Genomic DNA, 24,358 nt, shown 5'->3' on the forward strand with positions numbered 1-24,358 from the left:
AACAAGGACTGGATAAAAGCATGGTGGTGAGTGAAGAAGTACTGGACATAGGTATATTGATAGCAGCCGCATTCGCAGTTGTTGGCTATGCCTATCGAACGGGAATAGAGAATAGGTCAGCTGCGAGAAACTTGCTGTTCTATCTTTTAGAGATAAGGCATGAGCTGGTGTTTGAACAACCTCAACTTGAGACCTTCATTGATGAATTTAAGTCAAAATGTGTGAGGTGGTCGGTGAAAGACCATGCCTGAAGTCCCTCCTTGTGGAGCAAATCCCAAAAGAACATATCGTCTTAATATTGACTCCGATGAACACCGAACTGACACGAATTAACCAGCCGCTGCTAGATCGTTACGAAGAATCGCTGTTCACCTATTCGCGTGTAGACCCTGTGTTAGCCCATTCTATTAGAGGTATGAAGCTTCTCCCTATAGTTTCTCGCAACGTAAGGGATGTAAAAGCTGGATTTTCTGAAATGATTGAGGATATCGGGGCTGGTCGATTTTTAGCGAAGCATGGGCAGAGCGAATTCGACCGTTCGTTGGACGACACATTTGAACACCTGATGAACGATCTGGACAAAAAGATACGCCGAGTCAGCCTGAAAGCTGGAACTTCAGTATGGTTTAAAACGCGATGTTTGCTGAAACGGACTAAAAAGGCAATGGAAGGACCTGACTACACAGAATTCGACGTGAGTAAGGTTATCGAACGTTTATTCAAAACCCTGTTGACCAATTTTGAACTGACAAACGAGGTAAAGTCTCAGATCGAAGCTGCGACGTTGGGACAGATTATGGATTTGATCGAGTCAAAACTTTCAGAGTCCCCAGCTCAGGCCGATTCGAGTGAAACTCCATAGCCTTTTTAACTGAGCGGCTTACCAGCTAATCTTTCTGAGCTAACAAAAGCAGAATGATGATCGCCGAAACCATCAACGTATCTGTAGAAGTCCAGTTGGTTTAAGCAGTGTCACTGTCCTTCTGTGTAAAGCCCGGGTTTTGGACTATCTTTTAAAAGGTATAAGCGTAGACAACTGATGCCTCCCCGCATAGTGAAACCGTACGGGCTCTTCCGAAAACAACTCCAAGTCAGGTGACGTTCGGGCAAAAGCAGGGGACAGAGTTGCCTCAGAATTGGGGCTCATGTCCGTGCAGCTTGCACTTTTTCTGAGGATGGATGAACGTTATCTGGGGGAACAGGCAGGTTAGGAAGACTGCACTTTAGCACTCGCGTCTACAAGGTTGAAATGAATGAGAATCTTGTCAGATAATGCCGATATCTATTAAGTACTTGCTACGATATGGCCTCGGTTGCTGAACTGCTCAACATTCCGCTAGAGGACACCGAAGATCTCGATCGCCGGAGCACCCTTATACTTGCACATCATATTGTTGGGAGATGGCTCCCACCTCTTCAAAGAAGCGCGTATCCATGGAATCTTTAGACACGATGTTTTCAGCCAAGTAGGTCAGCGACAAATTGGCGCTGCAACACGGGCAATTGCGCTTGAGCAACTCACTCGGCTGTGGCCAAGGTTGTTTACACGACGGACATACGGTCACGATCTCGTGTTGGTGAGTTGGACATCGTTTTTCCCAAGGATACTGATACAGGACGGTGTGGTAACACTGAGCGGCACAAACAGGACAGTTTCTAAGCGGAGAGCGGTGGTCTACCGGGGCGGGTGACTGAAACGGAAGGCTGTTTGCTTCGCAGAATTTCTGCTCCCACTGCCGGGCCCTTGGTGTTAACCACGGCTGTCCGGACACCACCGCGGAGGATTTACCGAACGCCTGCAAATCGGTTTTCAGTGCAGCAGGCGTCTCGAACTGATTGCCCACTAAGAAACGACGAAAAGCCGCATACTCACTCTCGGAAGGGCGGCGAAGCAACAGGCCGGTGTTAATCATCACTGGAGGCCCTGAACAGTTGTGCCAAGGCGGGTTCAATGCCGGCTGCGCCAAGACTTTTAATGATGCAGGCCTCCATCATGGCGGTTGGACAACCACACAAAGTACTTAGTTTCTGGAACTACAAATCAATAACTTAGGGTCATAATTCCACGCAAAGTACTAAAGAAACTTAATGTAAATTCTAGTATGCGGGGTCCGGTTAAATTTCCACACAAAGTACTGAATTCGTCGGCTAGATTCAGAAACAGGCGGTAACGGTCTTTGTGGAAACGAAACTAATTTAACTCTACTTGGATACAATTTCCTTTCCTGGTTAGTCCATTGCCACATTGGGACTCAGAATAGCGGTGGTTTTCAACCTAGTTGTCCAAATAGTTGCACTTAAGCAGCCTGTTTATTGCGCTCAATTTCCTGCAATTTTCCAGGTTTGAGGGATACGGCTCCGGCGACTGTCCAGTTTCGAATGTCACCAGACCAGCATTTGGGATTCAGATTCTTTGCTCGTTCATAAACCGCTTCACGTTTGGCTAGTAACTCTGCATCAACACCTTTGTGTCGTTGTGCTGGCGTCACGAAGTTGATGCTGCTGTGCAGGTGATCTTCGTTATAGGCTTGCTCGAACAACAGCATCCATTCACGCACCGCTGTTAGTGATCTAAAGCCTTTGGCAGGCCACTGCGGACAGTACTTCAGCGTTTTGAACAACGACTCTGAGTGCGGATTATCGTTGCTCACCCTTGGCCGGCTGTGCGACATCAACATACCCAGTTCTGCCAGCTGCGCTTTCAGCGTTTAGGACGTCATCGGCGCACCATTATCTGAGTGCAGCACCGGTGGGTTTTTCCAACATCTCTCGCGCAACAGAGCTCGATCAATGAGCTTTTTGGCAAGTTCGCCGGACTCGGCTTCGTGGATTTCCCACGCCACGACTTTGCGGCTGTAGATGTCCATGATCAGATACAGATACCAGTGCTGACCTCGCACCTCTGTAGGACAATAACTAATGTTCCAGCTCCATACCTGGTTCGGGCCGGTGGCCGTAAAGCTGGTAGGCTCAGGAACCTGGCGCAGTGGTTTCATGCGGCCCCGTTGATTTAATTGCTGGTGCTTTTTGAGCACTCGGTAGAACGAGGCCTCAGACGCCAGGTAAAGTCCTTTGTCAGCCAGTCGAGGCACGATCTGGGACGGTGGCAAGCTCTGATACTCCCGTTCATTGCAGGTATCCAGGATGGCCGCTTCTTCAGCGTGAGTGAGCTGGTGTGGCTGCACAACGTGCTCCGCTTGCGGACGTTGATCCTCCTTTACAGAGCCATTAGCGCGTCGCCAGCGCTTAAACGTGCGCTGGCTCAGCTCCATCAAGTCGGCCGCCTTGTATCGGGCTGCGCCACTGGCGACAGCTTCGTCATAGTCGCTTATCTGCATAGTTGCCTAGGTTAGCCACCTGCTATACTAAATGAATCACTCCCAACAGCCATAGGCAGACAAATGGCGCGTAAAAAACTGACTGAACAAGACCTCTTAAAAGGGTTGGACGCTCACACAGCCCATGCGGACGAGCTAGCCGATCCGCTGTTCCAGGAGCTCACGCCTTTGGAGCGCCTCAAGGGCTCGGTTAAGCACTATGACCGGCCATTCGATCCTGTCTGGGATGAGTGTCTTGGTTCCAGTGATGGTGTTAGTGACGATTTAAGAGAGGACTCAGGCCAGGTTTTAGGTAAAGCCCTATGCAATATTGCAGATGAGCCGGCTCCCCCCGGCCTAAGAGTGGCGATAAAAATCCTTGACCGTTGGGGGTGCTCTCCCCACGAGCAGGCCCAGATTCTGGCATTATCGGGTTCCGATTCAGCTAGCGGTCTGTCGAACGAGCAGCTACATCGAATCAGTGGCGTTCTGAACCTACATGCAGCGTTGCGGGGGCGATTTACAAACCCGGAAAACGTTTACGGGTTCATGGCGAAACCAAACGCGCACCCTGTTTTTTCCGGACACCGCCCGATTGATAGATTGCTCAACGGCGATTTGGAGGATTTCAAGATGATTAGCCTCCACATTGACAGAATGGGCAGCTGGTCATAACGCGTTAGTTGCAGAAACACTGAGTGCGTTGGTTGAACAAAGCATCCAATCTTTTGAGCAACATTCAGGCGAAAAGCTTACATAGTTTTTTTAGTGTGGCTAGGCTCGATAATCAAAGTATCGCCGAACCTGTTGCAGGTCTTTTTCCCAGTCGATCATATCCTGAGGAACTGGCGCATCAGGATCACACTGGGCAGTCAGGTCGCTGAGTTTATACGGTAGCTTTCTGCTCATCAGGCGTTCCCTATCGCTTTCAGATGTCCAAAATAATCGGTGGGTTCGTCGGCACATACCGAGGCGTACAGGTACTGGCGTTGACCAAGCGGGTGCAGCCCAATGTGTATTCGCCGTAGCCTTCGTGGATATGGCCAAAAATATGCGCTTTCAGCCGCAACCGTTCGATCCGATGTAGCAGATCCGCACACCCGACATTCTGGCACTTAAACATCATCGACGCTTCATCTCCAATGTTTTTTGGTGGGCCATGGGTAATCAGAACATCGGTGTTGTCAGGGATCAGCGTCCATTTGTCATACAGCGGCTTGCCTCGCTCGAGCATAAATGCCCAATCCATGAAGGTGGGTGTCCACGGTGAGCCCCAAAACCGAACGCCTTCGATTTCAATGCCACTGTCTTCCAGGTAAACGGCGTTCGTCAGTGCCTCCCGAGCCAGCGCCGGCGTTTCTTGAAACGCCCAGTCGTGGTTGCCGGCAATCACGATTTTGTGTCGATGGGGCAGGGTGCCCAGCCACTCGTTTAGATCTTCCACGTTTTCTAGCGTGCCTTGCCCCAGGCTGTCACCGGCGTGAACCAAAACATCGCCGACCGGAATTTCCGGTATTTGCCTGTGCAGACTGTGGGTGTCGGAAATACAAACGATCCTCACAGACCTTCTCCCTGTGGGGTTAACAATTCCGCTTCTAACGTCCAATCCATAAAGGGCAATAAGCGCACCATGTTACGCGCGTCGTCTACGCCGCGGTGATGATGCCCTTCCAGCGCCAGTCCATGGAACTCGAGAGCATGGGCCATCCCGTTTTTACGTTTTTGCCCCGTGGTCCGGCGCCAAAGTCGTTTCAGGTTTAAGTGCGGGTAGTTCATCAGCGATGGGAATACCCTGTGCTTCTCGCCGTCTGCTTGAATGTGTAGGCGGTCATAGTTGCCCCAGCTGCACCAGAGAAAATCCTCGTGGGGTTGACCTAGCCATACATTTATTAAGTGGCACGCTTCCGAAAAAACGGGGGCAGCATCGACCATCGACTGTTGGATGCTCGTTAGCGACTTGCAGAACTCACTGAGCACGGGGTTTAGTGTCGGCCGCACCAGAAATGACTGACTATCCAACAACTCGCCGTCCCGAGTCGCCAGGGCACACCCAAACTCGATAATCTCCATATTATGCGTGCTTTGGCGCTCGCCAGAGGGTGCTAATCGACGCTCCCAACAGGTCGCTTCCAGATCAACAACTAATACCGGAGTTTCATAGGCGGAATTCATTTTTGATAACTCTGGATCATAACCGACTCGTTTTATTTTGCGGCTCCATCAGACTGCCTGCTTTTTAGCTCCCGCACCATACCTAGTTCTGTGCGGGAGTTGGCGCTGTAGAACCAGTTCAGAGCATGAACTCTGTTGCCTGAGGCACAGATTTTGTTGCCGCTGGAGAGAAACAGTGCGGAATTTTTTGTATAGAACCGGTTCCAAACCCCGCTGTTCGGCGACAATTAAGATGACCGGTCGCGAGACAGTGTGGTATTGAACCCATAAATTGGCCGCTCGGTTCTCAAAGCGGTCATTTTATGGCTGCACTGTCAGCATAAACTGGCGGCGGTTGGTCACCTTAAATTAGCCAGATCCAGCTCGGATGTGATTCGCACATAGCAGTTGGGATGTTGAGACTTAAACAAAAGCGAACATTCGAGTCAGGGTTTTCCTCCAGAGCCTCCAAACTATTCACAGCCATTTCATCCACTATGATTGGTATAGCAAATTGCGGACGCTGAATGATTACATGGCAGAGAGGGCCATGCTCGGCTCAGCTATTGTTTTATCGATTTATGTGCAGCACGATGGATGGTTCAAAGTCCATAATCATGACGCAGTCGAATTTTTGCAATGATAAAGCGCGCTGCCTAATTGCTGTTATCACACAGGGAGGTAAATCAATGATCCTATCAGGCAGCTGCCTCTGCGGTGGTGTCAAATACGAGGTGAATGGCGGTTTAAGCGATGTCTATAACTGCCATTGCTCTATGTGCCGCAAGCTCCATGCGGCGGCGTTCCGAACATGTGCAAAGGTACAAGCTATTGACTGGCGGACCATCCAAGGCCAAGAACTGCTCAAGAACTACGAGTCATCGCCAGGAGAGTTCAAGGTTTTTTGTTCAAACTGCGGGTCGAGCATTCATACGAAGTTCAATGCAATGCCAGAGGTCTACGCGCTTCCTTTGGGTACCCTCGACAACGATCCAGGCGTGCGCGCAAGTCGCCATGTATTCGTGGGCAGTAAGGCACCGTGGTTCGAGATTACGGATGGTTTGCCTCAGTTTGCCGAGAATGCCTGACGCAGTGATAACAAGGCCAGGCACGGCGACGCCTTTTTCGTTGCGGCTTCGCCCCCACTACAAAGCCGCGCATGCTGGCGGCGTTATGCAGAAAATGAGTAGGAGGCTTGCATGCCGAGAAGAATAAGTTCCGCGCAAATGAGCAGCAAGCTCAGGCAGGCACAGAATAAACAGAAACAGGCTATAGCCAAGTATAACCGTGAGGTCAGGCAGCATAATCAGAAAGTTAAGCAGGCAGTTAATAGATACAATAGCGAAGTAAGAAAACACAATGCGAGGGTCAGGGCCAATCGACTAAAGATCGATTCCGAACTCCGAAAAATGAGGTCGTCTAACTCGTCTCAATACCAGATAGTTAGAACTTCCGCCATGACGCTCAATACTTATTATGAGCGTTTAGATGCTAGAGAGAATGATTTTGAACATTCCAACTTTGGCTATGACTTCTTAGACAGATCAGAGCAAGAAAATGCGAATAGCTTAGCTCTTTCAAACACACTTGAATCTGACGTTGAGGATAGCGAAGGGCAGCAATCCGATCTCCTTCGCACTGAGATCGACGACATGCTGCAAGAGTTGTCGCCCGAGTTGAGCAATCGCTGGAAGGGAGCCTTATTCTCTTTGAATCCAGAAAACCCGGATGCGGCTCGACATTTCTGCACAAGTGCCCGAGAAGTTTTTGTCCAAATTTTAGACATCAACGCTCCAGATGAAAAAGTGATGGAAAAAGCACCGGATTGCGATAAGACTCCTCAAGGTCAACCAACGCGCAAAGAGAAAATTAAGTATTTGCTGGGGCGTTCCGGAATACTCACAGAGGAAGCTGTCAATTTTGTGGATGAGGATGTCAAAAATGTGCTCAGCCTCTTTCGTGTTTTCAATGATGGCACTCATGGGTCATCCGGGAAATTCGGCATCACAAAGTTGCTATCGATAAAAAATAGGGTTGAAGATGGAATTGCTTACCTGTTTTCAATCTGTCGTCATGCATAATCGGGTAGCCAGGGGTATATAACCCCCAGCCCCCACAACACCCTGCATGCGGGACCGCACAGGGCGTTTCTCGAAAACGTTTAGAGCAAGTCGGCCAATTACCTCCTGCTTGCCCCAATGATGGCTTCTGATTTTGCGCCAATGTTCCTAGGTCCGGTCGGATATGGAATCATTGAGCTGCACAGGCTCCTCATTGATTTTCGAGTTCAGGCCTTCACCATGTCCCACCCATTACGATGGGCATTCGGCTACTATGCCCTCTGCTGACTTCTGCTCAATCACCAGTGGGGTTACCCATCGACCACGAACATTAAATTCATCCGGCACCGTCTTGAAAAGCGGTTCCAGCACAAGCGCTTCTGGTGTTCGATAGGCATTAAAGTGCCTGGCTAGTGCGACCCTTATCTCTCCCGCACGCTGCGAGAGCCCCTGATCTGCACACCACGCATCGAACGCGCGCAGTAAACTCAGAGAATTTATCATCTCGCAGTATGAGTGATGGCTGACGATCCCGAACCTTTATGCTTGGTACGACAGAAGGAGAAACAGAAGGAACCGGCAGAACGATAACTTCCAGGTTAGGATCAGTATCGGTACAAACTGATTGGCAGGTTAGTAGCAACACGAAAGGCTAAGCCGATCTATGTACGACATACTCTCCTTTTCCCAGAGGAAGTAGAACCGTCGAAAAGCCCTCCAAATTATCAAAATAGTGCATAAAGCTCCTAAGCTCTGCTTCATGAGAGACTGCGTTGTCACAAATGATGACTCCACCAGGAGGAAGGCGCCGAAGGAGCTCATCAACAACGGAAAGATAAAGGCTACGATCACCATCTAGGAAAATCAGATCAAAGTAGTCCTCAGAGCATTTAAGGTAATCAGCAAAGTCCTGGTGGACCATATCAATCTTGTCAGAGATCCCTAAAGAGCAGAAATTCTCCTTAGCTTCGTCATGCCTAACAAGCCTGTTGTCGACAGTGACAATCCTGCCATCATCGGGTAAAGCCAAAGCGAGCCAGCTTGTTGAAAACCCGTTTGAGGTGCCAAACTCCAAGACTCTTAAAGCTCCTGTAGCCTGAACGAACAAAAAAAGAAACTTGCCCGTATCGCGCGTAATATTAAGATACTTATCGGCACGGTGAACGGCTGAATAGTCATTATCAACGCCACGACGCTCGATCTCATCTAGTAAAGCAATTCGAACCTTCGACATATTAAATGACCTTTCGAATAATAACGTTCAGGTTAGAATATAATATGTAGCTGCCAAGAGAAAAAAGTGCGAAATAAAAAAGATGCAGAAAGACTGAAGAAGGTATCTTTTTACGAACAGCAGAACCCAAAGCCATTCCAACAAAGGCAGGAAAAAGAGATAAAACCGACAACAAGCCAATCTCCAATGTCAGAAAACCTCGCCAGTAAAGAGTGGCCGCTAACGCAATCGACGAGAGCGAGAATAATATCCCCTTAGCCTGTAAGAGCATATCCCTGCTCTGAAAAATTGACTGAAGATAAAAAACGCCTGGGACAGCGTAAGCGCCCTTAAATCGACCCACTTGTCCTCAGCCGATCTGCGACACTTTTTTTGAAGCCCATTCTATGTCGACGTCCCACGGTAGCAGTGCTTAAAGCTTCTCCAGTGTGTCAGCTTCAGCAATGCGCTCCAGAACATGCTGGATATAAACCGAGGGTTCCAGGCTGTTGGTTTTCGAGGTTTATGCCGAACTCAGAACTATGCCCCACCCCCATTCGGAAGCTTGTATTCCCCGGACTTGCCGTCAGCCTATTCGGCATAGTTTGATCTCTCTCCCGTCATTCGATGATGAGTAGAGGGCATGACTGCCAATGCATACTTTAAGTTACCAAAGGTACTTCGACGATTGTACGAAGGTCCGTTGGGGCATCAAAGCTGCCTCAAAACAGCGCCCAGCAACTCGATGTTGCCGGCGTGCAAACTGGTGATCGAAACATCACAGGGCAATGCCACAGTCAAGCCATCGGCTCGGCCGATGGCAGCGCCAGGAGCAGAAACGACCCGCGTGAACCCGGTGACCGCTTGTTCTTGCTCCCGAGAGTCTTCAGTCGGGGGCCAGCTTCTGGCGCCAGTAAAAAATTGATGGTAAACCAGCGACTGTTGCTTGCAGTAAGCGCTGCCGGACACGCCGGGGACTTGCCACTCAGTAATATGCTGCTGCCAGACGTGCGCTCGTTCGGTTGGGGTCATGCTGATTCTTCATGGAACGGGGGAGGACGTCAGTGTGTGCAATCGGCGAGCCGGAATGTAGGTGCTGATTTATGGGCGCTTACAATTCGACACTGTATAGCCAACAAACTAATCGTATACTAATTTCTAACGGATTAATTCATCATCAAGGACGGGAAGTGATGCACCTGACTCGGCTTATATCCACCACAGGTCTATTGGCAATCAGCCTCTACGCCCTCACACCTCAAGTCTATGCTGCTTGCACATTGCGCCTCACCGCTCCAGGGGATGGCGCCACCGTCAGGGCCGCCAACGTAACTGTGTACGGTCAAGGTGGTGCTGACGCCAATCAGGGTGATTCAGGAACGGTAACTGCAACAATTAATGGCACGCCATTCTTCAATTACTCGGGGTCATTTACTGCGGCAGTGTCTTTTCTGCAGTCGCGTGGGGTGGCCGTGACGCTAAGACCAGGGCTGAACTTCCTGTCTGTCTCAGGCAGTGCCGGTTCCTGCAGGGCCTTCGACAAAATGACCGTCCTGTATGAGCCCGAGCTGGAACTTAGTAAGAACAAAGGTGCTCCCGACGACGGTTTGAGCTGCAACTCGCCAGCAAAACAACAGGGCAACCCGATCAACGCCTCTATCGGGAATAAGTACCAAGCGGAAGAGGATTACCGCAGAGAAGGCACCTTCCCGCTGCTCTTCACTCGGCATTACAACAGTTTTGATGGCTACTGGCGGCACAATTATTCGACTCGTCTGAAAATCGCCAGCAACAGCCTCACCTTGGTTCAGGCCGATGGCCGAGAATCGAAATTCAGCCTTAGCGCTGGCGTTGCAACAGCGGAGGCCACCGAGCTCGGACAATTAGCCCAAAACGGTTCCGGTTGGCGTTACAGTTCTCCCACCCAAGAGCTGTTTGATTTTGATGCTCAAGGCCAATTAACTCGCTGGGGCAACCGCAATGGCCAGTTCCATCAGCTGAGCTACTCTAACAGTTCGGTCACCGTAGAAGACGCCGTCGGCAACAGTTTTAGCTTCACCCAAGATGACCACTACCAACCACTGAGCGTAATCGTTTCAGGTCTAACCATTGGCTATCAGTACGATACGCAGGCGCGTCTGACCAAAGTCACCAAAACTCGTTCAGGCAGCAACGAAGTCCGTAAATTTTATTACGAGGACAGTCGTTACCCGCAATTTCTCACCGGCATCACCGACGAGCGTGGTATTCGCTACGCCACTTGGACTTATGACGATCAAGGCCGCGCAATATCCAGCGAGCACGCGGGCGGGGCCGATAAGATTCTTATCAGCTACAACGCAGATGGTTCCTCTACGGTCACCAACGAACTGGGCAAGACAGCCATCTATCGATTTCAGATTATTCAGGGCATCAAGCGCATCACCGCCATCGAAGGCAACCCCACGGCCAATTGCCCCAACAGCAACTCGACTTTCACCTACGACACCCGTGGCCTGCTAAAGACCAAGACTGACAACAAAGGACATATCACCGCCTTCGATTACAACACCCGTGGCCAGGAAATCAGACGCACCGAAGCCTCGGGCACGGCACAAGCACGCACAATGACCACCGACTGGCACCCGACCCTCTTCTTGCCGGCGAAGGTGACCGAACCCAAACGCATTATCCAGTATCAATACGACGACCAGGGAAGGCAGCTCAGCCAAACCATCATCAGCCGCTGACAGTCGATTAGAGAAGGAACTGACATGAATAAGCCTCTTTACCGCGCCAGTCTGTTGTCGCTCGCTTTGGCCAGCGTCCTTGCTGGCTCACTCGCCAACGCCGCCGACCGCACATGGTCTTACACCTACAACAACCTCGGCCTGATCGAAACCGCCAACGGCCCGCGCACCGATGCCTCGGACATCACCCGCTACACCTACGACGCCGAAGGCCACCTGACCACGGTCACCAATGCCCTTGGCCACGTCACCACCCTGAGCAACTTCGACAGCCTCGGCCATCCGCAAACCGTGCTCGATGCTAATAACGTCAGCAGCACGCTGGCCTACGCGCCACAAGGTTGGCTGGCCTCGATCAGCACTGCGGGCAGCGTGACCAGCTTTGAACATAACGCGGTGGGTGACATCACCAAGGTTACCCGTGGTGATGGCAGCTCACTGACCTACACGTGGGACGATGCGCGCCGCTTGACGGCAATCACCAACAACCTCGGTGAGACGGTTGAATACAGCCTCGACACCATGGGCAATCGCACCGCCCAGCGGCTTAAAGATGCCAGCAACAACCTGACCCAACAGCAAACCTGGGTGTATGACGAACTCGGCCGTTTACTGAAAAGCGTGGGGGCCGGCAATCAAAGCCGCAAGCAGGCTTACGATCTCAACGACAACCCGACGCTGAGCACCGATCCGCTCAATCACAACAACAACCAAGCCTATGACGCCCTCGACCGCCTGGTGCAAAACACCGACCCGCTGAGTGGGGTGACCCGCTATCAATACGACGGCCAAGATAACCTCACCCAGGTCAAAGATCCGCGCAACGTCACCACTAATTATCAGTACGACGGTCTCGGCAACCTGACCCAGCTAAGCAGCCCCGACAGTGGTGTCAGCATTTATGTGCACGACGCTGCCGGCAACGTGGCGCAAAAGACCGATGCGCGGGGCGTCGTCACCAATTACCAGTACGACGCCCTCAATCGCCTCACTAAACGCACCTACCCGGCTAACGCTTCGCTGAACGTCACCTACGCCTATGATATGACCACTGACGGTAACTTCGGCGTTGGTCGGCTCACCGCCCTGCAAGACTCCGGCGGTTTGATTGGTTACAGCTACGACGCGCGTGGCAACTTACAGCAGCAGGTCCGCTCACTGACGGTCGCCACACTGCCCAAGGATGAACTGCTCGATTACGCCTACGACAGCGCCAACCAGCTGACTGGTATCGGTTACCCTGGCGGCTTTAGCGTCACCTACCCGCGCAACAGCGCCGGCCAAGTGATTGCCGTTAACCTGAGCATTGGCACACAACTGGCCAGCAGTCTCGCCAGCGCAATCAGCTATCTGCCGTTTGGCCCGTTGAAGAGCCTGACGTGGGGCAACGGTATTCAGCTCGACCGCCAATACGACCAAGACTACCAACTGGCCGCACAAACCATCGGTTCCTGGCATAGCACCTACAGCTTCGACGCCAACGGCAACATCAAAGGCCGCGAGCACAGCCTGTTTGGCGACCTCAACTACAGCTACGATGCCCTTGATCGTATCGTCGAAGAAAAAAGCATCCGGCAGCTCACCACCTATAGTTACGACGCCACCGGCAATCGCCAAAACCGCCTCAGCTACAACATCACCGACGGCGTAGAAACGGCTGGTCCGACTCAAACGTTAACCACCGCTAGCGACAGCAACCGCCTGATAAAAAACGGCAACGCGGCGCTCAGCCATGATGCCGCAGGCAATTTACTGACACAGTCCAGCAGCCGCAGCTACGTCTACAACGAGCAAGGCCGCTTGAGCGAGGTGCGTGACGCCGGCAAATTGTACGTCAGCTACAGCTACAACGCCCTTGGCCAACGTGCCCTCAAGAAGGTGTACAGCAGCAGCACCAACCCCACCACACCAATAGTTACGTACAGTTACCTGTACGGTGCCGACGGTCAGTTGCTCGGCCAAATGACCTACGGCTCCGCCGGCAACAAAATCAAAGCGCAATACTGGATTTGGCTCGACGGCATGCCACTAGCAGGTATTGAACAAGCATTTACCGGCACGGGCAGCGTGGCCAGCAGCTACCAGTACTACCTGCACAGCGACCACCTCAACACCCCACGCCACGCCACCGACCAGAGCCAAAAACTGCTGTGGAGCTGGAACAGCGACGCCTTTGGCGTCGGCACCCCGAATGCCGATGAAGACGGCGACGGCATCAAACTCGATATGCCCCTACGCTTCCCCGGCCAGCAATACGACGCCAACAGCGGCCTGAACTACAACTACTTCCGGGATTATGATCCGGGGACTGGGCGGTATGTTCAGAGTGATCCGATTGGGTTGAACGGTGGATTGAATACCTACGCCTATGTGGGCGGCAATCCACTGAGTTACACTGATCCTTATGGGCTTTGGTCTGTGACTTTGGAAGGTTACTTGGGCTATGGTGGTGGGGCTAGAGTTGCTTATAGTAACGGAACTCTAGAAGTTACTGGGCGTTTAGGTGTTGGTTTTGGTCTAGGTTTAGAGGTTGACCCAAATTCAATAGTATCCCCTCATTCTGAAAAATGCGGGTCTGGCTATATTGCTAGAACAACTTTGCGCGCCAATGCTACAGCAGGTTTTGGTGTTGCTGATTTAGGTATCGCTTTTGAGGGTGCATCAGGCAATGCCGTTGTTTCTTCTACCCTTGCTGATTCATATGGAAGCTCAAGTCCATTTACGGTAAATTTTGGTGAGCCTAGTAAACTTGGAGTGAAGCTAGGAGCTTCAGTAGGAGTAGATTTTGGTAGTTATACAAATTTCTAAGTTCAAAGAATACATAATTAAGCAAGTGCAGTCGCTTAAGTTCATTGCAGTAGTTTCTTTTATTATTATTCTTTCTTTTGTTGTTCAGTATTCAGTGTTTTCTGATGAACATAAAAGCTTGGTTGAAAAATTTATCAAAGATAGCCCTGTTGTTAACGACAATGTTGGAGTAATTAAAAGTGTTAAGTTAACTAATATTACTTCTGTTGGGTTAAAAATATCGGATGACAAAGCGTATAAAAAATATTTTTATACAGTTAAAGGTGAAAAGTATAGAGTTAGGTTGACAGTTATTCTGACTAAAAAAAACAACGAATATGCTATGCAAATAAATAATATTAAAAAGTCTGAAATATGGTGGTAGAGAGAGTCAATAGAGCCCTTGATTTTTGAAACCATAAACTGGGAAAGATTTATTTTCAACCAACGGTGAAGCCACTGCCGAGTACCGTTACAACGCCTTGGGCTACGGCCCCAACCTCAGCCCAACAGGCCCAAACCCTAGCCACCGAAAAAGGCGCCGCAGCCCAAAATAACCGAACTACCGCCGCCAACTGGCAGCGCTACGCTGACGACTACAGCGCCAAAGCCAACACCTACCGCAGCCGAATCACCGACTCACCCAGAAACTTCTGGCAGCGCCTGCTGAACAGGGTGTACCGGGGCCTCGCCGAATTCAGCGAACGAGTTGCCAGCAACCTGCAAAACCGGGCCAACAACGCAACCAATGCGGCCAACATCGCTCAAGCCGAAGCGGACCAGGCCCGCACAACGGCCAACAACGCCATCGCCCAAAAAGCCGCCGCTGAAGCCACAGCCACCCATGAAGAAAACCGGGCAACAGCGCTCCAGCAACAAGCAAGCGACACCCAACAGGCCGCCGCCGACAAACAGGCCGACGCTGAAAACTACCTCAGCCAATCCACAGAGCCCACCAACAACCTCAAAGAGCACCGTTTCGTTTACTCCCCGAACAACCGCCTGATCGGCGAATACCAAGCTAACGGAGCCTTAAAGCAAGACATCATCCGCCTTGGCACACTGCCGGTCGCAACCGTGGATGCCGACGACAAAGTCCACTACATCCATACCGATCACCTGGGCACCCCAAGAGTCGCCACGGCTCCTGGTGGAGACGTCGTCTGGAACTGGATCTCCAGCCCGTTCGGCGACACCAAACCCAATGAAGATGTGGATGGCGACGGCAACACCTTCACTCTGAACCTGAGATTCCCGGGGCAGTATTTTGATGAGGAAACTGTTTTACTGATTTGTGATTAGTTCGCCAGATCTTGTCAAAAACTCATCAGGTGCTGACCAATGGAAGACGTTAATTTCAGGGATCAACCAACTTTCCTTAAAACCATTCTTTAGTTATTCCCTTAGTTGCCTAAGCTTGGTAATGTTGAGTACCTAAAAAGTACGGATTCACATTAAATTGGATTTGTTCGAGATGGTCACGAGATCAGTTTTAGCAATAGACGGGCTAACAAAAAAATTATCCATATAAGTGACGTAAGTGAAGGCTATGAACACGCCTCCTGTGATGTATGTAAAGCACGATTGATTGCCTCAAACCATAACCGAAGTGTAAGCGCCAATAAATCAGCACCGACATTCCGGCTCGCCGATTGCAAACACTGACTTCCTCACCCATTCCAAGAGGAATCAGCATGACCCCAACTGAACGAGCGCGTACCGGGCAACAGAATATCACTGACTGGCAAGTCTCCGGCGTGTCCGGCAGCGTCTACTGCAAACAGCAGGCACTGATCTACCATCAATTCGTTTATTGGCGCAGGAAGCTGAGCGCTATTAAAGCGTATCCGAATCCGGAAGAAGCAAAAGCGAACAGTGGGTTTGCACGTGTGGTGTCGGTTCCCGGCGCGGGCGCGATAGAAGGTCTAACCGTATCGTTGCCCGGTGTTGTATCAATCGCCGGCTTGCACGCCGGCAACATCGAGTTGCTGGGCGCGGTCCTGAGGCAACTGCGATGCAAAACCGGTATCTGCGCTTGTCATGGGATCTGCCGGAGATCTATCTGTACCAGGCACCGATCAATTTCCGCAAGCAGGCCAACGGCCTGGCACTATTGGTAGAACAGGAGTTGGGCCACAGTCCATTCTTGGGAGCGCTCTACGCCTTCACCAACCGGCAGCGGAAAAGATTAAATACCTGAAGGAAGCAGGCGATTTTAGCTGAGGTATCTCTGACTCCTCAACTTTGAGATAGATGCGAGCTTCATGTCCGAAGGTAACCCGCCATACAAGCTCGCCGAGTTAATTGGTATTGAACCCATAAATTGGCCGCTCAGTTCTCAAAGCGGTCCTTTCTTACGGTGCCGAGACTGACCGTTTTGACCACAAAGGGGACATTTGCAATCCAATGATTGATCGCCTCATCCATCACGTTGACACCGCCTACCGCTGGCTGTGTCAGCAGCGTAAACACTTCCCGGCGAACAGTGATGTCTGGGATCTGCGGTTTCATTGGGCTCAAATCCGGCCTGATCTGATCGCGCAGCTTAGAGGGAACCGCTACCTATTCAGTCCATTACAGCAGGTCATCAAACAAGACGGTGAGTACATTCACCTTTGGGCATCACAAGACAGCATCGTACTGAAGGCGTTAACGCTGGTACTTGCTGACCTGCTACCGGCGTCTCGACTCTGTACTCATCTCAAAGGGCATGGCGGGGCCAAGCAAACAGTCAATACGATCTACCAAGAACTTAGCGGCAACGCCTTCGTCTTCCGAACCGACGTGAAATCCTATTACCAGTCCATCAACCACGAACGGCTGTTGGATAGGCTGGAAAAACACATCGATGACAAGATTGTGATAAATCTGCTCGGGCAGTATCTAAAACGTTCTGTTGATAAGGGCGGTGTGTTTTTAACCCATCGCCAAGGGATCTCATCGGGCTGTCCGCTGAGCCCATTGATAGGCAGCTTCTTTTTGTATGAGCTCGATCAAGCGATGGAGCAACAGCCTTTATTCTATCGCCGCTATATGGATGACATCATCGTGTTGGCTTCGACACGCTGGAAACTCAGAAAGGCCATACGGAGCGTTAGCCAGGTCTTCGAACGTTTAGGACTCGAACAACATCCTGACAAGACATTTATTGGCAGGATCGAAAAGGGTTTCGATTTTCTGGGCTATCAGTTTGGAGAAGGTAAACTCACTGTTTCAGCACGAACACATCAGAACCACATTCGTCGCTACACTCGGCTTTATGAGCAGAAGCTACGCCAGCGCTCTTCACGAGAAGATATACTGGCGTGCCTTGAGAGGTATCGACGGCGCTGGATCCAATGGGCCTTTGCAGGATTACCACCATCGACTTTACACGTAGACCTGCTACATGACTTACAGGGTTTTACGATGAATTCGGCGATTCAATCCCAGCCCCAGAAGACCGAGCGACAACAACGCTAAGGTGCCGGGCTCAGGCACTGACACCGACCTGACAAGAGCAACACCAGTGCCAAATAAGGTCGGGTTGAAAGGGCGATTCCAGTCGACATCAAAATTCAACAACATTACCCCGTCATTCAGAATCGGGGTCGAGGTGGACGGAAATCGAATCCGCGAAAAATCGTCCAAAAGGGATGCAACGTAAACACCCCCATCAACCGAGAAAGAACCGAAAAATGCGATAGACCGTTCAGGCGGATCGTTGGCAACAAAACGGCGACTAGAGTCAATACTTGTGCGCCCGAAAAGGTCTAAAAAATCCCGCTGCAAGCCCGTTTCTTCATCAGTCCAATCAAAGGAAACCCTCTGGGTAACAGTCTGTGAAGTAAAGGGATCGCCGAAGCTAAAAGCGTTAAAGAGGTCGGCCATTTCAATCCTTGTGGCTAAACGCCATCTCTCGGACGCGTATACCTCGAGTGCGGTCTCGACAGACCGGCCGATAGTTACATCCCACTTCAACCATTCTAATCCGTCGCCCTGGACGACATTGGACGCCTCCTCGCGGGTGTAACCATTGCCGGGGTTAATAATATTCGCGTAAGTCGTAAGAGGCATGGCCACGATGCACGCGGCCAACAAAATCTTTTGGATACACTTATTCATCGCCTAACCCTTTATTTGGGTGGTAGATACGAACCGACCTCCACGTCTCAGAATTAATTACTCCCAAATACGTCCGCAAATATCGTACCAAATTTACATATATTTGATTCGCATAACGTTTGAAGAAATCAGTCTTGTCTTATATGGATTGAGTGTAAATTATCTCGACACTTTATGCGGTTGATCAGTGCCGCAAGTCATCGTTTATCAGTGCAGATAATTGCTTTTATTGAACTGCAAAAAAGAGAGGGAGAGCATGAATATCACCAACGACCTGCCGCATTAGCCAACCTAACTCTCAGTGGTTTCAACAGCAGGCTCTTCAAATAAGGCAGTATTCACGAACCCGACCACTGGCATTAGAAAAGTTTTTTTCAGTGACTGCTTATTAGCTTAGGGCTGACTCCTGCCGCTGGTCGAAGCCGTGGCAGTCCTGGCCCGTGAGGCCCCTTTGTGACCTGAGCTGCTTTTTGGACTCCTCGACAAAAAGAGAGATGACGGTAATCCACCGCAGCCAACGTCCGGGTGCGGGCGAAAAGGACCGCTTTTATCAGAAAACGGTCGTTTTCTGAGCGCTAATTTTGCACTCTTAAAAACTAACTTTTCTTGTAGTTTTTTGATAAACAATTGCGTCTAAAAATCTACGACTAGAAAACGGTAGGGCAGCTTGGCAGTCGGCACACTACCTGTAGCGACGAAAAAGTTACTTTAAGAAAGCTTATGCCTGTAAAAACTGACCGTGAAGGGTGGGTGTCGCCAGTAGCGGTCAAATTTGACCGAAGAGCGCAGGGATTGGGAGGCAAAAAGTGGTAGCCGGCAGGGCGAAAGCAATTGGTGTGCGCGCACACAGAATGCGGTGAATGGAGAATCGGCAGTTGGAAGCGGGGCATGGCGCGGTCAAATTTGACCGTCACCCTAGTTGGAAGTTATGTATAAAGGCCAATGTTCTATATATGTCGGCACGAATATGTATAGAAAATTGAGAAAAGTATACAGGCGTGACCACGCGTGCTTGGCCGATTTTGCTCATCAGAAAGTCTCCGAGTATGCCGCAGAGATAAAAGGAGAGGGCGAAAACAAAATTCGTAATAATGTTCTTTATTACGGATTTTTGATCAAAGAGTGGTAATAACGTAGACCACGGTTGAGGTTTTATCTTGCAGAGTCACAAACGAACCTTATTAACCAACGCATTTCGGATATTCAAACTCGGTAACGTCTCCAATATTGGCTCGATTTGCCTTTAGGTTATGATTTCGTGTTCCAAGCGTGCAATCAACGTCCTAAGCCAATCAATCCCATCGCGAGTTTCTAAACACTCCGCAGGAGTTTTATGACCGGGCCTAGAAAAGGGCTACGCAACCAACCAACCCCGATAGCTTTCGGTTGTGAGACGGTAGTACGCCAGATTAAGTACTTTGCGTGGAAATTAAGTACTTTGTGTAGTCGTCCAGAAAATGGGCGAACAGGGCGAACAGATACGCCCATTTTGTCCAATACTCCTAAATATTGGACATTGCATAGTGAGTGCTACAGAGGGGTTTGGTTCGCAACCTTCGACGCCTTTCCTCAAATCTGGTTGGGCTTGACGTTGCCGACATCAGTTAATGGCAATGCCACGTTCTATAAGACGGCTCCTCAGCAACTCGACCCTGCGCCGATTCACTCCCAGATCGTAGAATCCGATAAGCGATTGCGACCTCACGTTCAGATGTTGTTTGTCGGAATCAACCAGCAGTTCGAGATAGTCCGGGAAACCCAGCAAGTCGCTGCGACAGGTGATATCCGCATACCCAAATCGAGCACTGTTGAGCGAAGCGCCAGGCAGTTCGATCGCTACGGCTCTGATCAGCGCCCAGGACGACTGACTCAGTGGTTCAGCCAAACGGATTGGCTCCACAAAATAGAGACCATTATTGGACATGCTCGACACGCAGTTTAAAAATGGCGCACAGCCATCAAGGCTGAACTGGATGCCTGCAGGAGGCACTTTGCTCGTAGAGGCACATCCTGCGAGCAGGAGTAATGAGAAGGCCAAGAAATGACGCATAGCGATAAAATGCTCCTGACAAGTGTCACGGTGGGAACAAGAGACTTTACTAAAGTGCATCTTGCACTGCTGAACCATGCATAAATAAATCCTCACTTCGCGTCTGTACTGCGCATAATGTATATTATGTTAAATGAGCTATAGCGACGGGATGTTTAGGCAAGTTGGAAGGATCGGAAAATAGCTGGCCGCCGGCCTGCATAACATTGCGAGAGTTGAAATGGCTGAAAGGCCGTTTTACCGCTGCCCTGCCCGGCCTTTGTCAATCCGAGGCGCACCCATACGTGCCCCCGGTGATCTACGAAAGACCAAAATTTAAATTTGGTGCTCGATGTCGGCAATACCAAACGTGTGCCTTGCGCTCCATACCCCATCACGTGTCGCTAGACTCGGGTAAAGCCGAGAGGCGCTCTTTCATCCAGCTGATCAACCCCCCGCGAAGCAAGAACCGCACTTGCCGCGGCGACATGGTGTGACGCATCTGAAATTTGTACTGGCGTGTGACGTTTTCGACCACCAGTTCGTCGCCCTCTGCCAGCACGTGACGCAGATTGCTCAGGCGCAACACGTCTCCGGCTTGAATGCCGTCGTAGTCCTCAGGATCAACGAAGGTCAGCGGTAGCACGCCGAAATTGATCAGATTCTGCGCGTGGATCCGCGCAAAACCCTTGGCTAGAACCGCGCGCAGCCCAAGATACTGAGGGCCTAATGCCGCGTGCTCTCGACTTGATCCTTGCCCATAATTGCTGCCACCCACCACCACGTGGCCGGGCAACTGCTTGGCGCGCGTGGCGTAGGTAGGATCGAGTCGGTCGAAGGCGAACTCGGCGATCTTGGGGATGTTGCTGCGAAACGGCAGCACCCGCAAGCCGGGTGGCATGATCTCATCTGTGGAAACATCATCCGCCACCTTGAGCAAAACCCGCACTTCGATCTCATCAGGCAGCGGCTCGAAGTTCGGCAGCGAAGCGATGTTCGGGCCTTTCACAAGGTCCACGTGCAGCGCCTCCTCAAGCGGTAACGGCGGCATGAACATCGCGCGGTTGATAATCGGGTGGTCTGGGTCCGCGATGCGTGGATAGGAGATGCCAAGCGTGCGCGGGTCGGTGATCACGCCGGTGAGCGCGGACGCCGTGGCGGTCTCCGGACTGACCAGGCACACCTTGTCCTCGCGGGTGCCTGAACGGCCTGGAAAGTTACGCGGCACCGTGCGCAGAGAAATCTCGTTTGTGGCTGGCGCTTGACCCATGCCGATGCAGCCGTTGCAGCCAGCCTGGTGCAGCCGCGCGCCAGCGTGCAACAAGTGGGCTACGTGGCCGTCGCGCATCAAGGTTTCGAGCTGCGCTCGGGACGTGGGGTTAATGTCGAACGATACGCGGTCGTTTACTTTACGACCCTGCACCATCAGCGCGGAAACGGCGAAGTCACGGTAGCCGGGATTGGCAGACGAGCCGATGTAGGTCTGATAGATCCGCTCGCCGGCGACCTCGCTGACCGGGCGCACGTTCCCAGGGCTGGACGGCATGGCGATCAGCGGCACCAGACTGGACAAATCAATCTCTTCGTTCACATCGTAGGTTGCGTCTGCATCCGCGGCCAGCTCGACCCAATCCTCTTCCCGCTGCCAGGCGCGCAGAAAGCGGCGCACCTCCAGATCGGAAGGGAAAACGGTGCTGGTCGCGCCAAGCTCAGCGCCCATGTTGGCGATCACGTGCCGATCCATCGCACTCAGTGTGGCCAGCCCCGGCCCGTAGTACTCGACGATCCGGCCCACGCCGCCGTCGACGCCATGACGGCGCAACATCTCCAGGATCACGTCCTTGGCGCTCACCCAGTCCGGCAAACTGCCGGTGAGCTTCACTCCCCAAATCAGCGGCATACGTGTGAAGAACGGTTCGCCCGCCATTGCCAGCGCCACTTCCAACCCACCAGCACCGATGGCCAGCATGCCAATTGCGCCGGCGGCCGGCGTGTGGCTGTCAGAGCCGAGCAACGTCTTACCCGGTTTACCGAAGTTTTCCTGGTGGCACGGGTGACTCACCCCGTTTCCAGGTCGCGAGTACCATACGCCAAAGCGCTGGCAGGCGCTGCGCAGAAAAAGATGATCGTCGGGGTTTTTGAAGTCTTCCTGAATGATGTTGTGGTCAACGTATTGGACGCTCACCTCAGTCTTCACCCTGTCCAGGCCCATCGCCTCCAGCTCCAGCATCACCAGAGTGCCGGTGGCGTCTTGGGTGAGCGTCTGGTCAATGCGGATCCCGATCTCCTCGCCGGGTTTCATGTCGCCGTGCAACAGATGCGACTGGATCAACTTCTGCGTAACGTTCATGCTCATGATCTTTCTCCCAACCTTGATAAGATTACGGAATCACACAAAGTTAATTTAGCAATCCTATTTTCAGCGCGGCAAATTAGAGGCACCCATCAAAAACTCATCCGCCGCGCGCGCGGCCTGACGACCCTCACGGATTGCCCACACCACCAGAGACTGGCCGCGCCGCATGTCCCCCGCGGCAAATACTTTGTCGACCGAGGTCTGGTAGCAACCGTCGCCATCGGTGGTTGCTTTAACGTTGCCGCGCCCATCTTTGTCGACAGCGAATGCTTCCAGCACTTGCGTCACTGGCGACACAAAACCCATCGCCAGCAATACCAAATCCGCTTTCATTTCGAATTCGGAATTTGGCACCTCCTGCATCTTGCCGTCTATCCATTCAACGCGGGCTGCAATCAGCTTCTCGACCTTGCCGCCCTTCCCTTCGAAACGCTTGGTTGCAACCGCCCAATCCCGGTCGCAACCCTCTTCTTGTGACGAGGAGGTACGCAACTTGATCGGCCAGTACGGCCATACCAACGGCTTATCCTCTTGTTCCGGCGGTTGCGGCATTAGCTCAAATTGCGCCAAGCTGGCTGCGCTATGACGGTTGCATGTGCCTACGCAGTCTGAACCGGTATCGCCACCACCGATAACGACGACGTGCTTACCGCTAGCCATGATCTGGTTGTTGAGCTTGTCACCGGCATCCACCTGATTTTGCTGTGGCAGGAATTCCATCGCAAAATGGACGCCTTTCAGCTCACGACCAGGCACCGGCAGGTCACGCGGCAATTCAGCACCGCCCGCAAGGATGATGGCATCGAAATTTTGATCGAGTTGCTTAGGCGAGATGGTTTCTTTGGTCCAGTTGATGATGTTTGACGGAAAATCTTCGCCGATCAACACACTGGTACGAAATTGCACGCCTTCGGCTAGCATCTGCTCAATGCGGCGGTCGATATGCGACTTTTCCATCTTGAAGCCTGGAATGCCGTAACGCAGCAAACCACCAATCCGATCGTTTTTTTCGAACACAGTCACAGCGTGACCGACACGCGCGAGTTGCTGGGCTGCAGCCAGACCAGCAGGGCCGGATCCAACCACGGCAATTTTTTTACCTGTTTTGAATGCTGCTGGTTGCGGCATAACCCAACCGTTTTTCCAGCCCTTATCGATTATGAAATGCTCGATTGATTTGATGCCAACCGCATCGTTGTTGATGGCAAGCACACAGGCAGATTCGCACGGTGCGGGGCAGATGCGGCCGGTGAATTCGGGGAAGTTGTTAGTCGAATGAAGTGTCTCTAACGCTTCGCGATAATTGCCGCTATAAACCAACTGGTTCCAGTCGGGGATGATGTTGTTAACCGGGCAACCGGTCATGCAAAACGGGGTACCGCAGTCCATACAACGCGCACCCTCTGTTTTCGCTTGTACATCTTTCAACGGCAGGATGAACTCTTTATAGTTCTTGACGCGTGAATCGGCTGGTAAATACGATTCTTTCTGACGCTGAAATTCCATAAAGCCGGTTATTTTACCCATTGCCTACCTCTGTCTTATCTAACTCTCCTTGCCAGGGAGAGGGTTCGGGGTCGAATCCCCATCCTGACCTTCCCCCGCAGGAGGA

Annotated in this window: 23 protein-coding genes and 2 pseudogenes; 12 read left to right on the forward strand and 13 right to left on the reverse strand. The window is 51.6% G+C overall.

Going from position 1 to position 24,358, the window contains the following annotated elements; all coding sequences use genetic code 11:
• The first annotated feature begins 20 nt into the window (after window positions 1-20).
• Together MRBBS_RS09145 and MRBBS_RS09150 are read left to right on the forward strand one after the other, a co-directional pair.
• Window positions 21-251, forward strand: coding sequence for a hypothetical protein (locus tag MRBBS_RS09145; RefSeq protein ID WP_014871193.1), 231 nt, complete (start codon window positions 21-23; stop codon window positions 249-251).
• Window positions 252-307: 56 nt separating this feature from the next.
• Window positions 308-862 (forward strand): hypothetical protein, encoded by a 555-nt coding sequence (locus MRBBS_RS09150; protein ID WP_014871194.1) that lies wholly within the window; start codon window positions 308-310, stop codon window positions 860-862.
• A 511-nt stretch (window positions 863-1,373) separates the two neighbouring features.
• Here the strand turns inward: MRBBS_RS09150 and MRBBS_RS19380 are convergent.
• From MRBBS_RS19380 to MRBBS_RS18955, 3 genes are all read right to left on the reverse strand, one after another.
• Window positions 1,374-1,916: a hypothetical protein gene (locus MRBBS_RS19380; protein WP_144012701.1), complete on the reverse strand. Its 543-nt coding sequence runs from the start codon at window positions 1,914-1,916 to the stop codon at window positions 1,374-1,376.
• Window positions 1,917-2,297: 381 nt separating this feature from the next.
• Entirely contained in the window at window positions 2,298-2,678 is a 381-nt protein-coding gene (locus MRBBS_RS18950; protein WP_014871196.1) for an integrase core domain-containing protein, read from the reverse strand.
• Window positions 2,679-2,708: 30 nt separating this feature from the next.
• Window positions 2,709-3,338, reverse strand: a complete 630-nt coding sequence (locus tag MRBBS_RS18955; RefSeq protein ID WP_014871197.1) for a DDE-type integrase/transposase/recombinase — start codon at window positions 3,336-3,338, stop codon at window positions 2,709-2,711.
• A gap of 63 nt (window positions 3,339-3,401) precedes the next feature.
• On the opposite strand from MRBBS_RS18955, the gene MRBBS_RS19385 reads away from it, so the two are divergent.
• Window positions 3,402-3,992 (forward strand): hypothetical protein, encoded by a 591-nt coding sequence (locus MRBBS_RS19385; RefSeq protein ID WP_014871198.1) that lies wholly within the window; start codon window positions 3,402-3,404, stop codon window positions 3,990-3,992.
• 99 nt (window positions 3,993-4,091) lie between these two features.
• Here the strand turns inward: MRBBS_RS19385 and MRBBS_RS20250 are convergent, their stop codons facing one another.
• The 3 genes from MRBBS_RS20250 to MRBBS_RS09175 are packed head-to-tail and all read right to left on the reverse strand — an operon-like array spanning window position 4,092 to window position 5,489.
• Window positions 4,092-4,226 carry a hypothetical protein gene (locus tag MRBBS_RS20250; protein ID WP_014871199.1) on the reverse strand — a complete coding sequence of 45 codons (135 nt, stop codon included), beginning with the start codon at window positions 4,224-4,226 and terminating at the stop codon, window positions 4,092-4,094.
• Between the two features lie 19 nt (window positions 4,227-4,245).
• On the reverse strand, window positions 4,246-4,878 hold the full coding sequence (locus MRBBS_RS09170) for a metallophosphatase domain-containing protein (protein ID WP_014871200.1): 633 nt from the start codon (window positions 4,876-4,878) through the stop codon (window positions 4,246-4,248).
• Window positions 4,875-5,489, reverse strand: coding sequence for a 3'-5' exonuclease (locus MRBBS_RS09175; RefSeq protein WP_041635206.1), 615 nt, complete (start codon window positions 5,487-5,489; stop codon window positions 4,875-4,877). Before MRBBS_RS09175 ends, MRBBS_RS09170 begins: the two co-directional genes overlap by 4 nt.
• Window positions 5,490-6,085: 596 nt before the next feature.
• Here MRBBS_RS09175 and MRBBS_RS09180 point away from each other — a divergent pair.
• Both MRBBS_RS09180 and MRBBS_RS09185 read left to right on the forward strand, forming a co-directional pair.
• Window positions 6,086-6,556: a GFA family protein gene (locus tag MRBBS_RS09180; RefSeq protein WP_227497609.1), complete on the forward strand. Its 471-nt coding sequence runs from the start codon at window positions 6,086-6,088 to the stop codon at window positions 6,554-6,556.
• Between the two features lie 111 nt (window positions 6,557-6,667).
• Complete coding sequence (locus tag MRBBS_RS09185; protein ID WP_014871205.1) at window positions 6,668-7,549, forward strand: hypothetical protein; 882 nt, start codon at window positions 6,668-6,670, stop codon at window positions 7,547-7,549.
• Between the two features lie 631 nt (window positions 7,550-8,180).
• Here MRBBS_RS09185 and MRBBS_RS09190 read toward each other — a convergent pair.
• The 3 genes and pseudogenes from MRBBS_RS09190 to tnpA (MRBBS_RS09200) form a co-directional block, all read right to left on the reverse strand.
• Window positions 8,181-8,762, reverse strand: coding sequence for an O-methyltransferase (locus MRBBS_RS09190; RefSeq protein WP_041635208.1), 582 nt, complete (start codon window positions 8,760-8,762; stop codon window positions 8,181-8,183).
• Between the two features lie 412 nt (window positions 8,763-9,174).
• Window positions 9,175-9,264 (reverse strand): annotated as a pseudogene (locus MRBBS_RS20425) (transposase domain-containing protein); the annotation flags it as partial.
• 188 nt (window positions 9,265-9,452) lie between these two features.
• On the reverse strand, window positions 9,453-9,773 hold the full coding sequence (gene tnpA / locus MRBBS_RS09200) for an IS66 family insertion sequence element accessory protein TnpA (RefSeq protein ID WP_041635209.1): 321 nt from the start codon (window positions 9,771-9,773) through the stop codon (window positions 9,453-9,455).
• Between the two features lie 71 nt (window positions 9,774-9,844).
• Here tnpA (MRBBS_RS09200) and MRBBS_RS09205 point away from each other — a divergent pair, with 71 nt between their 5' ends.
• The 7 genes and pseudogenes from MRBBS_RS09205 (at window position 9,845) to MRBBS_RS09230 (ending at window position 17,719) form a co-directional block, all read left to right on the forward strand.
• Window positions 9,845-11,470, forward strand: a complete 1,626-nt coding sequence (locus tag MRBBS_RS09205) for a DUF6531 domain-containing protein (RefSeq protein WP_144012702.1) — start codon at window positions 9,845-9,847, stop codon at window positions 11,468-11,470.
• Window positions 11,471-11,494: 24 nt separating this feature from the next.
• Window positions 11,495-14,278, forward strand: coding sequence for an RHS repeat-associated core domain-containing protein (locus MRBBS_RS09210; protein ID WP_014871210.1), 2,784 nt, complete (start codon window positions 11,495-11,497; stop codon window positions 14,276-14,278).
• A complete protein-coding gene (locus tag MRBBS_RS09215; protein ID WP_041635210.1) occupies window positions 14,256-14,642 on the forward strand; it encodes a hypothetical protein in 387 nt (128 codons plus the stop codon). Before MRBBS_RS09210 ends, MRBBS_RS09215 begins: the two co-directional genes overlap by 23 nt.
• Before the next feature lie 65 nt (window positions 14,643-14,707).
• Complete coding sequence (locus MRBBS_RS09220) at window positions 14,708-15,559, forward strand: RHS domain-containing protein (protein WP_014871211.1); 852 nt, start codon at window positions 14,708-14,710, stop codon at window positions 15,557-15,559.
• A gap of 392 nt (window positions 15,560-15,951) precedes the next feature.
• Window positions 15,952-16,155 (forward strand): annotated as a pseudogene (tnpA, locus tag MRBBS_RS20430) (IS66 family insertion sequence element accessory protein TnpA); the annotation flags it as partial.
• Window positions 16,156-16,292: 137 nt separating this feature from the next.
• Entirely contained in the window at window positions 16,293-16,457 is a 165-nt protein-coding gene (gene tnpB, locus MRBBS_RS09225) for an IS66 family insertion sequence element accessory protein TnpB (protein ID WP_187290783.1), read from the forward strand.
• Window positions 16,458-16,663: 206 nt separating this feature from the next.
• On the forward strand, window positions 16,664-17,719 hold the full coding sequence (locus MRBBS_RS09230; RefSeq protein WP_014871214.1) for a reverse transcriptase/maturase family protein: 1,056 nt from the start codon (window positions 16,664-16,666) through the stop codon (window positions 17,717-17,719).
• On the opposite strand, the gene MRBBS_RS18965 is transcribed toward MRBBS_RS09230, so the two are convergent.
• The 4 genes from MRBBS_RS18965 to MRBBS_RS09250 all read right to left on the reverse strand — a co-directional run bounded on the left by MRBBS_RS18965 (window position 17,651) and on the right by MRBBS_RS09250 (window position 24,273).
• Complete coding sequence (locus MRBBS_RS18965; protein WP_083847029.1) at window positions 17,651-18,361, reverse strand: PEP-CTERM sorting domain-containing protein; 711 nt, start codon at window positions 18,359-18,361, stop codon at window positions 17,651-17,653. The genes MRBBS_RS09230 and MRBBS_RS18965 overlap by 69 nt on opposite strands.
• A 1,600-nt stretch (window positions 18,362-19,961) precedes the next feature.
• A complete protein-coding gene (locus MRBBS_RS18970) occupies window positions 19,962-20,489 on the reverse strand; it encodes a DUF1499 domain-containing protein (protein ID WP_083847031.1) in 528 nt (175 codons plus the stop codon).
• Between the two features lie 295 nt (window positions 20,490-20,784).
• The gene (locus MRBBS_RS09245) at window positions 20,785-22,746 is read right to left on the reverse strand and encodes an aconitate hydratase (protein ID WP_014871217.1); all 1,962 of its coding nucleotides are present in this window, start codon (window positions 22,744-22,746) and stop codon (window positions 20,785-20,787) included.
• A gap of 63 nt (window positions 22,747-22,809) precedes the next feature.
• The gene (locus tag MRBBS_RS09250) at window positions 22,810-24,273 is read right to left on the reverse strand and encodes a glutamate synthase subunit beta (RefSeq protein ID WP_014871218.1); all 1,464 of its coding nucleotides are present in this window, start codon (window positions 24,271-24,273) and stop codon (window positions 22,810-22,812) included.
• Window positions 24,274-24,358 lie beyond the last annotated feature (85 nt).

The organism is Marinobacter sp. BSs20148 (assembly GCF_000283275.1).
Lineage (GTDB): Bacteria > Pseudomonadota > Gammaproteobacteria > Pseudomonadales > Oleiphilaceae > Marinobacter > Marinobacter psychrophilus.

Excerpts from the sequence above, each read along its gene's own strand:
- MRBBS_RS09145 (WP_014871193.1), top strand. The coding sequence starts at position 21 with ATGGTGGTGAGTGAAGAAGTACTGGACATAGGTATATTGATAGCAGCC.
- MRBBS_RS09150 (WP_014871194.1), top strand. The coding sequence starts at position 308 with ATGAACACCGAACTGACACGAATTAACCAGCCGCTGCTAGATCGTTAC.
- MRBBS_RS18950 (WP_014871196.1), bottom strand. The coding sequence starts at position 2,678 with ATGTTGATGTCGCACAGCCGGCCAAGGGTGAGCAACGATAATCCGCAC.
- MRBBS_RS18955 (WP_014871197.1), bottom strand. The coding sequence starts at position 3,338 with ATGCAGATAAGCGACTATGACGAAGCTGTCGCCAGTGGCGCAGCCCGA.
- MRBBS_RS19385 (WP_014871198.1), top strand. The coding sequence starts at position 3,402 with ATGGCGCGTAAAAAACTGACTGAACAAGACCTCTTAAAAGGGTTGGAC.
- MRBBS_RS20250 (WP_014871199.1), bottom strand. The coding sequence starts at position 4,226 with ATGAGCAGAAAGCTACCGTATAAACTCAGCGACCTGACTGCCCAGTGT.
- MRBBS_RS09175 (WP_041635206.1), bottom strand. The coding sequence starts at position 5,489 with ATGAATTCCGCCTATGAAACTCCGGTATTAGTTGTTGATCTGGAAGCG.
- MRBBS_RS09180 (WP_227497609.1), top strand. The coding sequence starts at position 6,086 with ATGACGCAGTCGAATTTTTGCAATGATAAAGCGCGCTGCCTAATTGCT.
- MRBBS_RS09185 (WP_014871205.1), top strand. The coding sequence starts at position 6,668 with ATGCCGAGAAGAATAAGTTCCGCGCAAATGAGCAGCAAGCTCAGGCAG.
- MRBBS_RS09190 (WP_041635208.1), bottom strand. The coding sequence starts at position 8,762 with ATGTCGAAGGTTCGAATTGCTTTACTAGATGAGATCGAGCGTCGTGGC.
- tnpA (WP_041635209.1), bottom strand. The coding sequence starts at position 9,773 with ATGACCCCAACCGAACGAGCGCACGTCTGGCAGCAGCATATTACTGAG.
- MRBBS_RS09205 (WP_144012702.1), top strand. The coding sequence starts at position 9,845 with ATGGGCGCTTACAATTCGACACTGTATAGCCAACAAACTAATCGTATA.
- MRBBS_RS09210 (WP_014871210.1), top strand. The coding sequence starts at position 11,495 with ATGAATAAGCCTCTTTACCGCGCCAGTCTGTTGTCGCTCGCTTTGGCC.
- MRBBS_RS09230 (WP_014871214.1), top strand. The coding sequence starts at position 16,664 with ATGATTGATCGCCTCATCCATCACGTTGACACCGCCTACCGCTGGCTG.
- MRBBS_RS18965 (WP_083847029.1), bottom strand. The coding sequence starts at position 18,361 with ATGAATAAGTGTATCCAAAAGATTTTGTTGGCCGCGTGCATCGTGGCC.
- MRBBS_RS18970 (WP_083847031.1), bottom strand. The coding sequence starts at position 20,489 with ATGGTTCAGCAGTGCAAGATGCACTTTAGTAAAGTCTCTTGTTCCCAC.
- MRBBS_RS09245 (WP_014871217.1), bottom strand. The coding sequence starts at position 22,746 with ATGAGCATGAACGTTACGCAGAAGTTGATCCAGTCGCATCTGTTGCAC.
- MRBBS_RS09250 (WP_014871218.1), bottom strand. The coding sequence starts at position 24,273 with ATGGGTAAAATAACCGGCTTTATGGAATTTCAGCGTCAGAAAGAATCG.